Annotated in this window: 10 protein-coding genes; 6 read left to right on the plus strand and 4 right to left on the minus strand. The window is 74.5% G+C overall.

The window, feature by feature from the left end; translation table 11 throughout:
- Window positions 1-242: 242 nt before the first annotated feature.
- Window positions 243-3,941 (plus strand): non-ribosomal peptide synthetase, encoded by a 3,699-nt coding sequence (locus tag ACSNOB_RS11500; protein WP_436686657.1) that lies wholly within the window; start codon window positions 243-245, stop codon window positions 3,939-3,941.
- Window positions 3,942-4,054: 113 nt separating this feature from the next.
- Complete coding sequence (locus ACSNOB_RS11505; protein WP_436686658.1) at window positions 4,055-7,765, plus strand: non-ribosomal peptide synthetase; 3,711 nt, start codon at window positions 4,055-4,057, stop codon at window positions 7,763-7,765.
- 117 nt (window positions 7,766-7,882) lie between these two features.
- On the opposite strand, the gene ACSNOB_RS11510 is transcribed toward ACSNOB_RS11505, so the two are convergent.
- From ACSNOB_RS11510 to ACSNOB_RS11525, 4 genes are all read right to left on the minus strand, one after another.
- Window positions 7,883-8,863 (minus strand): hypothetical protein, encoded by a 981-nt coding sequence (locus tag ACSNOB_RS11510; RefSeq protein ID WP_436686659.1) that lies wholly within the window; start codon window positions 8,861-8,863, stop codon window positions 7,883-7,885.
- Between the two features lie 109 nt (window positions 8,864-8,972).
- A complete protein-coding gene (locus ACSNOB_RS11515; RefSeq protein ID WP_436686660.1) occupies window positions 8,973-9,668 on the minus strand; it encodes an HAD-IA family hydrolase in 696 nt (231 codons plus the stop codon).
- A gap of 37 nt (window positions 9,669-9,705) precedes the next feature.
- A complete protein-coding gene (locus ACSNOB_RS11520; RefSeq protein ID WP_436686661.1) occupies window positions 9,706-10,839 on the minus strand; it encodes a Gfo/Idh/MocA family protein in 1,134 nt (377 codons plus the stop codon).
- A complete protein-coding gene (locus ACSNOB_RS11525; RefSeq protein ID WP_436686662.1) occupies window positions 10,836-11,999 on the minus strand; it encodes a DegT/DnrJ/EryC1/StrS family aminotransferase in 1,164 nt (387 codons plus the stop codon). The genes ACSNOB_RS11520 and ACSNOB_RS11525 overlap by 4 nt, the downstream gene beginning before the upstream one ends.
- Window positions 12,000-12,324: 325 nt before the next feature.
- Here ACSNOB_RS11525 and ACSNOB_RS11530 point away from each other — a divergent pair, with 325 nt between their 5' ends.
- The 4 genes from ACSNOB_RS11530 to ACSNOB_RS11545 all read left to right on the plus strand — a co-directional run bounded on the left by ACSNOB_RS11530 (window position 12,325) and on the right by ACSNOB_RS11545 (window position 14,711).
- A complete protein-coding gene (locus ACSNOB_RS11530; protein WP_393112106.1) occupies window positions 12,325-12,756 on the plus strand; it encodes a type II 3-dehydroquinate dehydratase in 432 nt (143 codons plus the stop codon).
- A gap of 85 nt (window positions 12,757-12,841) precedes the next feature.
- A complete protein-coding gene (locus ACSNOB_RS11535) occupies window positions 12,842-13,195 on the plus strand; it encodes a DoxX family protein (RefSeq protein WP_436686663.1) in 354 nt (117 codons plus the stop codon).
- A 7-nt stretch (window positions 13,196-13,202) separates the two neighbouring features.
- Window positions 13,203-14,138, plus strand: coding sequence for an ROK family protein (locus ACSNOB_RS11540; RefSeq protein WP_436686664.1), 936 nt, complete (start codon window positions 13,203-13,205; stop codon window positions 14,136-14,138).
- Window positions 14,139-14,150: 12 nt separating this feature from the next.
- The gene (locus tag ACSNOB_RS11545; protein WP_436686665.1) at window positions 14,151-14,711 is read left to right on the plus strand and encodes an NADPH-dependent FMN reductase; all 561 of its coding nucleotides are present in this window, start codon (window positions 14,151-14,153) and stop codon (window positions 14,709-14,711) included.
- The last annotated feature ends 64 nt before the right edge of the window (window positions 14,712-14,775 follow it).

A 14,775-nucleotide genomic window follows, 5' to 3' on the forward strand; every position in this document is an offset into this window, starting at 1 on the left:
CGTGATCGCGGTCCGGGATCCGGGCGGTGACCCTGCCCCGATCGCACCGCCGTTCCCCCGCCACGGCCGCACCCTCCGGCCGTCGGGCCCGCGAGACGCCCGGGACGCCGCGCCGGTCGGGATCCGCCCGGCGGTGCGGCACCGAGGCCACGGCGGGTCGGCGGATCGCGTACGGCACATCGGCTGACCGGCCGCTGCGCCTCGCGCCTTCCGGTCACCCCTTTCCTTCGGAGGTTGAGCTCATGTCTGTCGGGTTCGAGGGTGCTCCGGCCGTCGACGGCGCGGTCGACGGCGGGGCTCTTGACCTCGTGGGCGACCTGCGACGGCCGACGGTGTGGCCGGCGCGGGCGGCCTCGGCGCACCGGACGCTGCCCCCGTCGCTGCACGCCGCCGGGCCGGCCGGCGAGGTCGTGGTGGCGGGGCTCGTGGCGGTCCTCGCGCGGTGGACGGCCCGGGAGGAGGTGGCGGTGGGCCTGTCGTCGGGCGGCGGCGGGTCGGTGGCGCGGGTCGGCCTGGCGGGTGATCCGGGTTTCGGGGAGTTGGTGTCGCGGGTGGGCGCGGCGTTGGCCGCGCCGGTGGCGGTGGCGCGGGACCGGATGGGTCCGCTGGTGGTCGGCGTGGTGGACGGTCCGGTGGCCGAGGTGGGACCCGGTGTGGTGGACGTCGGTCTGACGGTGACCGTGGCGGCCGACGGGTCGGCGTTGCGGGTGGACTACGCGGCGGAGGAGTTCTCGGCCGAGTGGGTGCGGAGCCTGGTGGACCAGGTGGTCCTGTTGGCGGGGACGGGCTCGGCGGAGCCGGAGATCGCCCTGTCGGGTTTGCCGTTGATGGGCGACGTCGAGCGGGAGCGGTTGTTGGGGTGGGGCCGGGGCGCGGTACGGGAGGTGCCGGGCGCGCCGATCCACGAGTTGGTGTCGGGGTGGGCGCGGCGGTCGCCGGAGGCGGTGGCGGGCGTCGCGGGTGGTGAGGTGTTGACGTACGGGGAGCTGGAGCGCCGCTCGGCGACGTTGGCGGCGTACCTGCGGTCGGTGGGTGTGGGCGACGGTGACGTGGTGTCGCTGGCCTTGGATCGCGGTCTGTGGACGTTGGTCGCGACCCTGGGCGTGCTGCGGGCGGGCGCGGCGTACACGCCCATGGACGTGTCGTGGCCGGCGGAGCGGATGCGGGTGTTGCTGGCCGACCACGGGGCGCGGGTGGTGTTGACCGTCGGCGCGGTGGCGCCCCGGATCCCGGCCGGGCACGGGGTGTCGGTGGTGGCGTTGGACGACGACTGGCCGACGGTGCAGGCGTGCGAACCGGCGGACCTGCCGGCGGTGCCGGCCTCCGCGCCGGCGTTCGTGATCTACACGTCCGGCTCCACGGGCACCCCCAAGGGGGTCGTGCTGACCCACGACAAGCTGACGAACTTCCTGGCGTGGATGGTCGACGAGTGCGCCATCGGCCCCGACAGCCGGATGCTCCACTGCTGCGCGCCGGTCTTCGACGTGGCGCTGGGTGAGATCTTCGCCGCCCTGACCTCCGGCGCCCGGGTGGTGGTGTGTTCCCGCGACGAACTGCTCGACGCTCGCCGGCTCACCGACCTGATCGCCAAGGAACAGGTGACGCACGCCTTCTGCCCACCCACCAACCTCGCCGCGGTCGACCCCGCCGACTGCCCGAGCATGTCCTGCCTGACGCTCGCCGGGGAACCGGTCCCGCCCCACCTGGCGCACCGGTGGCTGACCGCCGGCGCCCGGCTGGTCAACGCCTACGGCCCGGCGGAGGCCGCCGTGGCGTGCACCTGGTTCGACGCGTCGGCCGGCTGGCAGGGCCCGTACGTGCCGATCGGGTGGCCCATGCCCAACCGGCAGATCCGCGTCGTCGACGCGAGCCTGAACCTCATGCCCATGGGCGTGCCCGGCGAAATCCTCATCACCGGCTTCGGCGTCGCCGACGGCTACCTCAACCGCCCCGAACTCACCGCACAACGATTCGTCACCGACCCGTACGGCGGCGGTCTGGCCTACCGCACCGGCGACCTGGGCCGCTGGAACGCCGCCGGAGCCCTGGAAATCCTGGGCCGGATGGACCACCAGGTCAAGGTCAACGGCATCCGCATCGAGCTCGGCGAGATCGAGACCGTCCTCGCCCGACACCCCGACGTGGGCGCCGCCGTCGTCGTACGCCGCGAGGACCAGGGCGCCGCCCGGCTCGTCGGCTACGTCACCGGCCGCGACGGCCGCACCCCCTCCGCCGGTGAGCTGCGCGAGCACGCCGCGGCCGTGCTGCCGTCCTACATGGTGCCCGCCGTCGTCATGACCCTCGACCGGTTCCCCGTCGGCGGCACCGGGAAGATCGACCGACGAGCGCTGCCCGAACCCGGCTCACAGCGCCCCGACCTCGGCGTGGAGTTCGTCGAGCCGGCGACGAACTCCGAACGCCTCGTCGCCGGGGTGTTCGCGACCGTCCTGGGCATCGACCGGGTCGGCACGCGCGACAGCTTCTTCGACCTCGGTGGCACCTCGTTGCAGTCGGCGACCGTCGCCACACGCATCGACGAGGCCACGGACGTGGTCGTGCCCGTGTCGCAGATCCACCGCACGCCCACCCCGCACGCGCTGGCCCACTGGCTCACCGCCGCACCCCGCCGCCCCCGGACCGGTTCGACCGCCGGCCAGACCCGCCAGCGTCCCGGCCCGGTACCGCTCGCCCAGCAGGTGGCGAAGTGCCTGATGTCGCCCCTGGAGGTCGTCAATCCGGTCACCTGGTGGATCGAGGGTGAGCTGGACCTGCGGGCGTTGCTGGCCGCCCTGGGTGACGTCCACCGCCGGCACGAGGCACTGCACGCCCGCTACCGGCGCGTCGACCCGCCGGTCGCCGTCATCCCCCCGAACCCCGGCATGCCCCAGCTGCGACTGCTCACCGACGCCACCGGCGAACAGCAGGCACTGGACCAGCTCGCCGAAGCCGTCCAGCAGCCCCTCGACTACACCCAGGGGCACAACTGGCGGGCCGCCCTCATCCGTGAACGGTCCACCAACCGGATCCTGTTCGGCGTCGGCATCCACCACATCGCCTTCGACGGATGGTCACACGCGCTGCTGGTGCGGGACCTCAGCCACGCCTACGCCGCCCGGCTCCGCGGCGCGGCCCCGGTGTGGGAGCGGCCGGCAACCACGCTGCGGCAGTCGTACGACGAACACACCCGGCTGCGCGACGCCGCCGACCTGGAGACCCAGCGGGCGTACTGGCGCGACCAGCTACGCGGCCTGCCGCGGCAGGGCCACGGCCAGCCCACGGCGTCGCTGGAGCAGGCACTGGCGTGGGGACCGAAGACCGGGCACATCGTCACCGTCGGCCCCGAGATCATGCGCCGCTGGGACGACGCGGCGAGGGCACAGCGGTTCAGCCGGTCCAGCTGCTTCGTGGCCGCGTTCGCCTCCGCGCTGCGCGCCGTCCACCGGCAGGACGACATCGGCCTGCTGATGGTCGTGGCGAAGCGGGGCAGCCGCGTCCTCGACTCCGCCTTCACCACCCGGCTCAACCTCAACTGCGTCCGGGTCCGGTTCGACGGACCGGAGGACGGCGGGCTCGTCCTGCGGGTCAACGAGACGATCAGCGACCTCATGCGGGCCCAGGACGTCCCCTTCGCCGAGACCGCCGACGACCCCGCCGCCGGGATCCCCGGCGAGGTGGTCGCCAGCCTGCCGACCTTCGTCTACCAGGACAACGTCGTCCTTCCGCTGGAACTGCCCGGCTGCCGGACCGAGGAGGTCGTCGAGCCGTACGCCCGGGAGGTCCCCAACGGCCTCACGGTCGAGGTGCTGCCCCGCGCCGACCATGCCCTCCTGCGCGTCACCATCCGTACCGACTACCTGCCGGACAGCTTCGCGGCGGAGCTGAACGGCCACATGCTGCGGTTCCTGGAGGCCGGACCCGCGGTGCCCCCCACCGCCCACTGAACCCTGCACCGATTCCCTGCCCGGGGACGCGGAGAGCCGCGTCCCCGGTGTTCCTGATGTCCTGACCGGCCGTACCCGAACAGGTGGCGCCGGCCCTGATCGGAGGTTCGCTCATGCCTGTCGGGATCGTTGATCGTGCGGCCGGGGCCGCGGGTGTCGCCGGGCCCGGCGCCGACATCGAGACCCTCGACCTGTCGGCGGACCTGCGGCGGCCGTTGGTGTGGCCGGCCCGGGCGGCGTCGCAGTCGCGGACGGTGGCGCCGGCCGGCCCGACGGGCCCCGAGCCGGCCGGTGTGGTGCTGTTGGCCGGTGTCGTCGGAGTGCTGGCCCGACACACCGGTCAGGACGAGGTGGCGCTGGGCGTGTCGTCGGGCGGGTCGGTGGTGCGGGTCGGTGTCGCGGACGATCCGGCGTTCGGTGTGCTGGTGCGGCGGGTGGGTGCGGCGTGGGCCGCGCCGGTGGCGGGCGCGGGTGTGCTGGGTCCGGTCGCGGTGGGCCTGGTGGACGGCCCGGTCGCCGGGGCGGGCCCGGAGATGGTGGACGTCGACCTGGTGGTGACCGTGGCCTCGGACGGGTCCGGGCTGCGGGTGGACTACGCGGCGGAGGGCTTCTCCGCCGACTGGGTGCGGGGCCTGCTGGACCAGACCGTCCTGCTGGCGTCGGCCGGGACGCGGGAACCCGAGGTCCCGCTGTCGGAGTTGCCGCTGCTGGGTGCGGCCGATCGCGATCGGCTGCTCGTGTGGGGCCGGGGCCCGGTCCGGCCGGTGCCGGACGAGCCGATCCACGACCTGGTGCTGGCGTGGGCACGCCGCACACCGGACGCGGTCGCGGGCGTCGCCGGCGACGAGGTCGTCACGTACGGGGAACTGGCACACCGGTCGGAACTGCTGGCCCGTCACCTGCGGTCAGTCGGCGTCGGCGTCGGGGACGTGGTGTCGCTGGCGCTGGAGCGCAGCATGTGGACCCTCGTCGCCACCCTGGCGGTGCTGCGGGCGGGGGCGGCGTACACGCCGATGGACGTGTCGTGGCCGGCGGAGCGGATGCGGATGCTCCTGGCCGACCACGGCGCCCGGGTCGTGCTCACCGTCGGCGAGGTCGCCCCACGCGTCCCCCGGCCCGACGGCGTACGGGTGATCGCCCTGGACGAGGACTGGCCCGCGGTGGCGGCCACCGAACCGGTCGACCTGCCGGCGGTGGACGCCTCCCGGCCGGCGTTCGTGATCTACACGTCGGGCTCGACGGGGAAGCCGAAGGGCGTGGTGCTGACCCACGCCATGTTGACGAACTTCCTCGGCTGGATGCGCGAGGAGTGCCAGGTCGGCCCGGACAGCCGGATGCTGCACTGCTGCGCCCCCGTCTTCGACGTGGCGTTGGGCGAGATCTACACCGCGCTGACCTCCGGCGCGCGCGTCGTGGTCTGTTCCCGCGACGATCTGCTCGACGCCCGCCGGCTGACGGAGCTGATCGCCAAGGAGGGGACCAGCCACGCGTTCTGCCCACCCACCAACCTCGCCGCGGTCGACCCCGCCGACTGCCCGAGCATGTCCTGCGTGACGCTCGCCGGGGAACCCGTCCCGCCCCGCATGGCCCAACGCTGGCTGGCCGCCGGCGCCCGCCTGATCAACGCCTACGGCCCGGCCGAGGCGTCCGTCGCCTGCACCTGGTACGACGCCAGGGCCGGCTGGGGCGGCGCGTACGTGCCGATCGGCTGGCCCATGCCCAACCGGCAGATCCTCGTCGTCGACGCGCGGTTGAACCTCGTCCCCATGGGTGTCCCCGGTGAGATCCTCATCGCCGGGGAGGGCGTCGCCGACAGCTACCTGCACCGCCCCGAGCTGACCGCGCAACGGTTCGTCACCGACCCCTACGGCGGCGGGGTCGCCTACCGCACCGGCGACCTGGGCCGGTGGAACGCCAACGGGGCGCTGGAGATCCTCGCCCGCATGGACCACCAGGTGAAGGTAAACGGCATCCGCATCGAACTCGGCGAGATCGAAGCCGTCCTCGAACAGCACCCCGACGTCGGCACGGCCGTGGTCGTCCGCCGGGAGGACCAGGGTGTCGCCCGGTTGGCGGGCTACGTGACCGGACGGGACGGCCGGACCCCGGTCGTGAGCGAGCTACGCGCACACGCCGCGACCGCCCTGCCCCCGTACATGGTCCCGGCCGTGATCATGGTCCTCGACCGGTTCCCCGTCGGCGGCACCGGGAAGATCGACCGCCGGGCGCTACCGGAGCCCGGCTCCCAACGCCCCGACCTCGGCGTGGACCACGTCGCACCCGCGACCGACGAGGAACGACTGGTCGCGGGCGTGTTCGCCACCGTGCTGGGCGTCGAGGGCATCGGCGCCCGCGACAGCTTCTTCGACCTCGGCGGCACCTCCCTCCAGTCCGCCGCGGTCGCCACCGCCATCGACGAAGCCGCCGACGTGGTCGTACCCGTCTCCCAGATCCACCGCACCCCCACCCCACGGGAACTGGCCAGGTGGCTGACCACCGCGCCCCGCCGCGCCCGGACCCGGCCGGAGCCGCCCGTCGCCGGACGCCCCGACCCGTCCGGCCCCGTCCCGCTGACGCTCTCCGTGGCCAAGTTCGCCTGGCTCCCCTTCGACCTGGTCTGCCCGACCACCTGGTGGATCGAGGGGGAGCCGGACCTGCGGGCGCTGATGGCCGCCCTCGGCGACGTGCACCGCCGCCACGAGGCACTGCACGCCCGCTACCGGCGCGTCAACCCGCCGGTCGCCGTCATCCCGCCGAACCCCGGCATGCCCCAACTGCGACTGCTCACCGACGCCGCCACCGAACGGGAAGCCCTCGACAAACTCGCCGAGACCGTCCAGCAGCCGCTCGACTACACCCAGGGCCGCAACTGGCGCGCCGCCCTCGTCCGCGAGAGGTCCAGCGGCCGGACCCTCTTCGGCGTCGGCATCCACCACATCGCCTTCGACGGATGGTCACACGCGCTCCTCGTCCGCGACCTCAGCCACGCCTACACCGCCCGCCTGCGCGGCCACGCCCCCACCTGGGACCGGCCCGCGCCCACCCTGCGGCAGTTCCACGACGAGTACAGCCGCCTCCGCGACGCCGCCGACCTCGAGACCCAGCGGGCCTACTGGCGCGAGCAGCTACGCGGACTCCCCCGGCAGGGTGAAGGCCGACCCCAGGCGCTCCTGGAGCAGACCCCGACGTGGGGGCCGAGGACCGGGCACACCGTCGCCGTCACCCCCGACGTGCTGGGCCGCTGGGACCGCGCCGCCCGCGAACACCGGTTCAGCCGCTCCGCCTACTTCGCCGCCGCCTACGCCTCCGCGCTGCGCGCCATCCACCAGCAGGACGACATCGGCCTGCTGATGATCGTCGCCCAGCGCGGCAGCCGCGTCCTCGACTCCACCTTCACGAGCAGGATCAACTCCAACTGCCTGCGGGTCCGGTTCGACGGGCCGGAGGAGGACCTGGTGCGGGCCGTCCAGCAGAGCATCGACGAGCTGATGGCCGCCCAGGACATCCCGTTCCTGGAGAGCACCGCCGACCCGGCCGTCGACATGTCCCGCGAGGTGGCCAACAGCCTGCCCACCTTCGCCTACCAGGACAACGTCGTCCTTCCGCTGGAACTGCCCGGCTGCCGGACCGAGGAGGTCGTCGAGCCGTACGCCCGGGAGTGGTCGGGCGCCTGCCTCGTCGAGGTGCTTCCCGGTGACGGGGACGCGCTCCTGCGCGTCACCGTCCGCACCGACCTGGTCCCGGCCCCCGTCGCCGAGATGTTGACCACCGGCATGCTCCGCTTCCTGCAGGCCGGACCGGGGGCCGCCGCCGGGGCGCGCTGAGCGGCCCCGCAGACACCGCGACCGGCCCGTCAAGCAGACCCGGCGGCAGAGCCCGGACCGGGTGTGGCGGAAGGCCGAGACAGGGTTCTGGGCCCGGTGGCGGCCGGTCGTGGGTCGTCAGCGCCGGAAGCGTTGCCGCAGGTACTCGTGAATCGGCGCCAGGTCCTCGGCGGTGAGCACCGTGGTGGCGTGGTTCTGCCGCTCACCGTAGCGGTCGAGGGTGTAGCGCAGCGGCTCGTGGTGCCGCCGGATGACGTACCGCACGTCCGTGCCGAACGCCGCCGACTCGCGGGTGCCCACGAACCGCAGCAGCGGATGGCCGCTCCGCTCCGCCCGTCTCAGGAGGTCGGTGGTGACCAGGGACAGGTCGGGCCCCTCCGAGATGATCCGCAGCGGCGGGTCGGGACGCTCGGTGCGATACGCCCGGGTGATCGCCGCGAGGTCGAGGGCACGCAGCGCGGCGCGATCGTCCTCGTCGGCCCAGCCGATGCGGAACACCACGTTCGGCCAGCCCAGCGGGCGTGGGGCGGAACGGTTGCCGACCTCGGTCAGCAGCACCCGGGTGACGTCGGCCAGGTTGTCGGCGGCGTGCACCGGATCGCCGAGCTTGGCCACGAGGTGGTCGCGCAGGTGCAGCTCGAACCGGCCGTCGCGTTGGGCGATCCGGTACGACTGCCGGGCGCGGGTGGCGACGAAGGGGTTGCCGTACAACTCCGCCGGCGGCCACCAGCCGCACTCGCGCAGCCAGTCGCCCGCGACGGGATCGAGTTCGTCGACGGTGACCGCCCGGACGCTGCCGGGCGGATCGAGCCTGCTGGCGATGGCCCACAGCTCCTCGCAGGCGGCCTGCTCGCTGGCGAAGACGACCGGCTCCGGGCCGTGCGTGTCCGGGGGAAAACGGGCGGGGCGGTTCGGGTCGCGGACGGTGACGGTGTACCGGCCGTCCTCGACCAGCAGGTTCCACGCGCCGTAGCAGACCGACGTCGACCTGCTCGATGCGGGAACCTGGCTGCGCAGCGTGTCGTAGTGCCCCGCGTAGACCTGGAAGGGGTCGTGGCCGGCAGCGCGCAGGCGCTGCTGCAACTCCAGAAAGTTCACCCGGTCATGGTGCACCCGTCGCCTACGGACGGCCGTGGGCGGGCGGCGCGCGGCGACGGTGACGTGCGCCGCGCGAACCCCTGGCGGGACCGGGTGCCGCCGGTGCGGGTCAGTGGACGAGGACGGCGGGGCAGTGCGCGAGCAGGTCCGTCGGGGCGTGCAGGACCAGGTCGGGACCGGCGGCGAGCAGCGCGGCGACGTCCCCGCCGTGCCAGGTGGTGGCGACCGCGGTCGCGCCGGCGTCCCGGCCGCTGAGCAGGTCGATGACCGCGTCGCCGACCATCATGGCCTGCCCCGGCGGCACGTCGAGGTGACCGAGGGCCTGGAGCACGATGTCCGGGGCGGGCTTCGGGCGGGCCACCTCGTCGGAGCCGATCACCTGGTCGAACAGGCCCAGCACGCCGAGCGTGTCGAGCAGCGAGCGGGCCCGGGGGCCCGCCTTGCCGGTGGCGATCGCCATCCGGATGCCCCGCTCGTGCAGCGTCTCCAGGGTCTCCCGGACGCCGGGGAAGAGCGGCACCAGGTGCGCCATGCGGTAGCTCTCCCGGACGAACGGCTCCTCCATCTCCAGCGGCAGCCCCATCAGCCGCATGATGTCCGGGAAGTACCGGCCCATGTGCCGGTTGTACTCCTCGAACGGCGCCGGCCCGTCCCCCACCACCTCGGCGTACGCGATGCTGAACGCCTCCCGCATGACGGCCGAGCTGTCGACGATGACGCCGTCGAGGTCGAACACGACCGCGCGGATCGGGCCGCGGACCGGCGACTGCGGGGTCACCTCGACGGTGGACGGTGGATGGCTCATGGCTGCTCCCGGAAGCGAGTGGGGTCGACGGTGGTTCTCACCGGTCGTGACGGCCCGCCAGCGCGTGCTGCCGCTCCGGCTCGGTGGGCCGGGCGGAGTGGTAGATCCGTTCGATGACGTCGATGGTCCGGCGCGCCTCGGCGACGGCGGCGCCCCGGCCGGCGGGGTCGGCGAGCAGCCCGGGGAGGGCGTCGAGCTGCCGGTCGTACTCGGCGCCGATCGGTTCCTCGGGCAGCGGCAGCCGGACGGTCTCGCCGTCGCGGGTGCGGGTCAGCACCGGCGTCGGCTCCCGGTTGGGGCTGAAGCCGAAGGTGCAGCGCAGCGTCGCCGAGCCCGCGGCGCCGTGCACGGTGATGGTGGTGCGGTCCAGCGACTCGTGCGACGCCCAGCAGGCGTGCAGGGCGACGGAGGAACCGTCGGCGGTGAGCAGGAAGCCCCGGGCGGTGTCCTCGACGTCTCCGGGGACGCGGCGACCGGCGGCGGCGTCGCCGCGCCAGGCGGCGTGGGCCGCGCCGTCGTTGACGAAGTCGTCGGAGACGCTGCCGATGGCGTGGGTGACCCGGGTCGGGCCGAGCAACGGCAGCACCGTGTCGAGCAGGTGCCAGCCGAGGTCCACCAGCGCGCCCCCGCCGGAGAGGTCGCGCCGGGTGAACCAGCCGCCGGCGTCCGGCACGCCGCGCGCACGGACCCAGGCCACGTCGACGTGCCGGATCGGGCCCAGCTCACCGGCCGCCTCGGCCAGCGCGCGGACGTCGGCCCGGTAGCGGGCGGCGCTGCCGGCGAGCAGCACCGCCCCGCCGTCCCGCTCCGCCTCGGCGAGCAGGGTCGCCTCGGCGGAGGTCAGGCAGACCGGCTTCTCCAGGAACACCGGTACGCCCCGGCGCAGCAGCCGGGCGGCGACGGCGGCGTGGAGGTGGTTCGGCACGGCCACCACCACCAGGTCGGCCGCCCCGGCCGGAAGCTCGTCGACGTCGGCGTACGCGGCCGGGACGCGGTGGGTGTCGCGGGCCCGGTCGCGGACGCCGGGCTCCGGGTCGACCACGGCGGTCACCGCGAAGTCCGGGTGCGTGGCGAGCCGGGGCAGCCAGATCTCCCGCCCCGCCCACCCGAGGCCGGCCACCGCGACGCGCACCGGCCGGTCGGGCGCGGTGGCCGGGGGCAGGGTGGTCATCCGGCGAGGATGTCGGCGAGCACGGCGGCGATGTCGTGCATCTGCTGCTCGGTGCCGAGCAGCGTACGGTGGTGCAGCCAGATGCAGTCGGCGTGGATCTGCTCGACGTTGGGGCAGCGGGCGGCGATCGCCTCGACCGACTCGTCGGGGGCGCCGGCCTTCCAGAAGCCCTCGCACCGGTAGATCGCCCGGAACGCGACGAACGCCGGGACGCCCCGGGCGATGAGCGCGTCCACCACGGCACGGCGGCGCTCGAGGGTGATCCCGGGGACGCGGAACATCGCCATGTAGTGCGGGTTGCGGTCGGTACGCGGATCGGTGCCCTGCGGGACGACGCCGGGGACCTCGGCGAGCAGGCTCGCCAGCAGCGGCCAACGCTGCTCGCGCACCGCGATCTGCGCGTCGAGCCGGGAGAGCTGGGCGCGCAGCACGGCGGCGGTGAACTCGCCCATCCGGTAGTTCGAGCCGGTGGTGCTGTGCAGGTAGTCCCGGTCGGTGCGGGGCCGCCCGCAGCTGTGCACGAGGAACGCCCGCTCGCGCAGCTCCTCGTCGGGGAAGAGCACCGCGCCGCCCTCGCCGGCGGTCATCAGCTTGCCGTTCTGGAAGCTGAACGCGGCCACCGAGCCGAGCTCCCCGGCCCGCTTGCCTTGCCACTGGGCGCCCTGGGCGTGCGCGGCGTCCTGGAGCAGCGCCACCCCGGCGTCGGCGGTGATCTTGCTCAGCGCGTCCATGTCGGCGAACTGGCCGGCCATGTGCACCGGCATGACCACCTTCGTGCGGGGCGTGATGGCGGCCTCGACGGCCGCCGGGTCGACGCAGTAGGTGTCCAGGTCGACGTCGACCGGCACCGCGACCGCGCCGAGGCGCTGCGCGGCCAGCGAGGACGAGATGAACGTGAAGGCGGGGACGATCACCTCGGTGCCGGGCCCGACGCCGAGCACCTCCAGGGCGACCTCGAGGGCGTGGGTGCCGTTGGTGACGGCGAGCGCGTGCGGCGTGCCGTGGTAGGCGCCGAACTCCCGCTCGAAGGAGTCGACCTCGCTGCCGCCCATCCGCCACCACTGGCCCTGCTCGAGGGCGCGGATCAGTCCGGCGCGCTCCTCGTCGCCGTACTGCGGCCACTCCGGGAATTCCGACACCGTCGAGGGCTGACCACTCATGACTTCCCACTTCCCAACTCGGGCAGACCAGGGGCTTCGCCGGACATCGGGCGCGACGACCGGGACCGCCGGTACGCGGTCCGGGGGCGTCGGATGGCCGGATCGAGGTAGGTGACGCCCCCGTGGTGCCGGCGGCATCGCTTCAGCAGGGAGGACGGTAACCGAACGGCACGCCGGGTCACCGCCCCTAACAGCCCCTACGCACCCCTTACTCCGCCCGCCGCGGGGCCGTCGCCGGGTCGCCCGACGCCGCCCGCGTAGTAAGACTTCTGAGGACCAGTCATCGGGTCCTGTCGGGACAGGGCCGCGCCCCGCGAGGTGAAGCGTGTCGGACGTGCTGCTGCTGAACGGCCCGAACCTGGGCATCCTCGGCCGGCGGGAGCCGGAGATCTACGGCACCGACACCCTTGCCGACATCGAACGGGCGGTCGGCGAGGAGGTCGCCGCGCGGGGCTGGCGGGTGGTGGCCGAGCAGCACGACTGCGAGGGCGCCCTGATCCGCGCGATCCAGGGCCGCTACGACACCGTCGGCGCGATCGTCAACCCGGGCGCGCTGATGATCGCCGGCTGGAGCCTGCGTGACGCGCTGGCCAACTACCCCCGGCCCTTCGTCGAGGTGCACCTGTCCAACGTCTGGGCCCGGGAGAGCTTCCGGCACGACTCGGTCATCGCCCCGCTGGCCAGCGGGGTCATCGTCGGGCTCGGGTCGCTGGGCTACCGGCTGGCCGCCCGCGCCCTGGTCGCGACCGTCCGGTGAGGACCCGGCACGCAACCGTCCGACGCCGCCGACCCGGCGCCGGTACGGTCGTCCGCACGTTCCGACTCTCCCCGAAGGACCTCACGTGCGCATTCCCGTCATCGTCCTGACCCTCGTCCTCGCCGCGGTCTTCCTGGGCACCGCCGTGCCCAAGCTCACCGGGCAGGCGCAGATGCGCGAGCGGATGGCCCACCTCGGCGTCTCCCCCGGCCTGACCCGCGGGCTCGGGGTGCTGGAGCTCGCCGCGGTCGCCGGGCTGCTGCTCGGGCTGCTCTGGGCGCCGCTGGGCGTCGCGGCGGCGGTCGGTCTCGCCCTGCAGATGGTCGGCGCGGTGGTCTACCACGCCCGCGCCAAGGACCCGGCCGCCATGACGCTGACGCCGGTCGTCTTCGCCGTCGCCGCGCTGGCGCTGGCGTACCTGCACCTGCGGCAGGGCTGAGGCCGGCATGCCGGACCCGGCTCGGCGCGACGGCGTGCTCGGCATCGACGTGGGCGGCACCAAGGTGGCGCTGCGCGCCGAGGCGGCCGGCCGGCCGGCGTACGACCGGGTCTTCCGCTGGCCGCACGGCGCCGACGCGGTGGCGGACCTGGCCGCCCTCGCCGCCGAGGTGTCCCGGCTGCGCGACGTGTGGGGCCCGGTCGGCGCGGTCGGGGTGGCCATGCCGGCGACCACGGATCCGGGGGGCGCGGTCACGACATGGCCCGGCCGGCCCAGCTGGGCGGGCCTGGACCTCGCCGGCGCGCTGCGCCACCTCTTCCCCGACGCGGCGACGGCCGTCGCCGACGACGGCGACCTCGCCGCGCTGGCCGAGGCCCGGCGCGCCGGCCGCGACGACGTGGTCTACCTGGGCGTCGGCACCGGGATCGGCGGCGGCGTGGTGCTGGCGGGACGGTCGGTGCCGGGCCGGTCCTCGGCGGAGGTCGGGCACATGGTCGTCGCCCTCGACGGCCCGCGCTGCGACTGCGGCCGGCGCGGCTGCCTCCAGTCCGTCGCCTCCGGTCCGGCCACCCTCCGACGGGCAGCCGACGGTCGGGGCGCCGAGGTGGGCTTCGACGACCTGCGCGACGGGTTGCGCGACGGCCGGGCCTGGGCGGTCGACGCGGTCGACGCGAGCTGCCGCGCCCTCGCGGCGGCGGTGGTCAGCCTCGGCGAACTGCTGGATCCGGCGGTGGCGATCGTCGGCGGCGGGTTCGCCGCCGGGCTGCCCGGTTTCGTCCCGCTCGTCGCCGAACGGGTCCGCTCGGCCGGCCGGCCCGGACGTGCGGCGCCGGCGGTGCTCCCCGCGGCCCTCGGTGGCCTGTCGTCCCTGCACGGCGCGGTGGAACTGGCCCGGGGCCTGACCGACGCGCCGCTCCCCGCCCCTGCTGTCCCCACCCCGTAGAGGAGATCAACCATGGTCAGGATCGGTGTCATCGTCGGCAGCACGCGGCCCGGACGCAAGGCGGACGTCGTGGCCCGTTGGGTGCGCGACCTCGCCGCCAAGCGGGGGGACCTCACCGCCGAACTGGTCGACCTCGCCGACTACGGCCTGCCGCACTTCGACGAGGTGCTGCCCCCGTCGATGGCGCCGTCCACGCGTCCGGCCGTACGCCGGTGGGCGGCGACGATCGGCCGGTTCGACGGGTTCGTCTTCGTCACCCCGGAGTACAACCACTCGATCCCGGGCGTGCTGAAGGACGCCGTCGACTTCCTCTTCCAGGAGTGGCAGCACAAGTCCGCCGGTCTCGTCAGCTACGGCGTGCACGGCGGCACCCGGGCCGCGGAGCACCTGCGGCTGGTGCTCGGGCAGCTCGGGGTTGCCGACGTCCGGTCGCAGGTCGCGCTCTCCCTGACGGCCGACTTCGTGAACTTCCGGGACTTCCGGCCGGCGGCGCACCACGAGGAGGCCGTCAGCACCATGCTGGACCAGGTCGTCGCCTGGGCCGGCGCGCTGCGGACACTCCGCCGGCCCTGACGCGCCCACGCCGCCAAGCTCGACGCCGCCGGGCCCGGCACCGCCACGTCCGACGCTGCCACGT

The sequence above is a fragment of the Micromonospora sp. URMC 106 genome (genome assembly GCF_051386395.1).
Lineage (GTDB): Bacteria > Actinomycetota > Actinomycetes > Mycobacteriales > Micromonosporaceae > Micromonospora.

Coding starts and splice junctions, on each gene's coding strand:
- ACSNOB_RS11505 (WP_436686658.1), top strand. CDS start 4,055: ATGCCTGTCGGGATCGTTGATCGTGCGGCCGGGGCCGCGGGTGTCGCC.
- ACSNOB_RS11545 (WP_436686665.1), top strand. CDS start 14,151: ATGGTCAGGATCGGTGTCATCGTCGGCAGCACGCGGCCCGGACGCAAG.
- ACSNOB_RS11520 (WP_436686661.1), bottom strand. CDS start 10,839: ATGACCACCCTGCCCCCGGCCACCGCGCCCGACCGGCCGGTGCGCGTC.
- ACSNOB_RS11500 (WP_436686657.1), top strand. CDS start 243: ATGTCTGTCGGGTTCGAGGGTGCTCCGGCCGTCGACGGCGCGGTCGAC.
- ACSNOB_RS11525 (WP_436686662.1), bottom strand. CDS start 11,999: ATGAGTGGTCAGCCCTCGACGGTGTCGGAATTCCCGGAGTGGCCGCAG.
- ACSNOB_RS11515 (WP_436686660.1), bottom strand. CDS start 9,668: ATGAGCCATCCACCGTCCACCGTCGAGGTGACCCCGCAGTCGCCGGTC.
- ACSNOB_RS11540 (WP_436686664.1), top strand. CDS start 13,203: ATGCCGGACCCGGCTCGGCGCGACGGCGTGCTCGGCATCGACGTGGGC.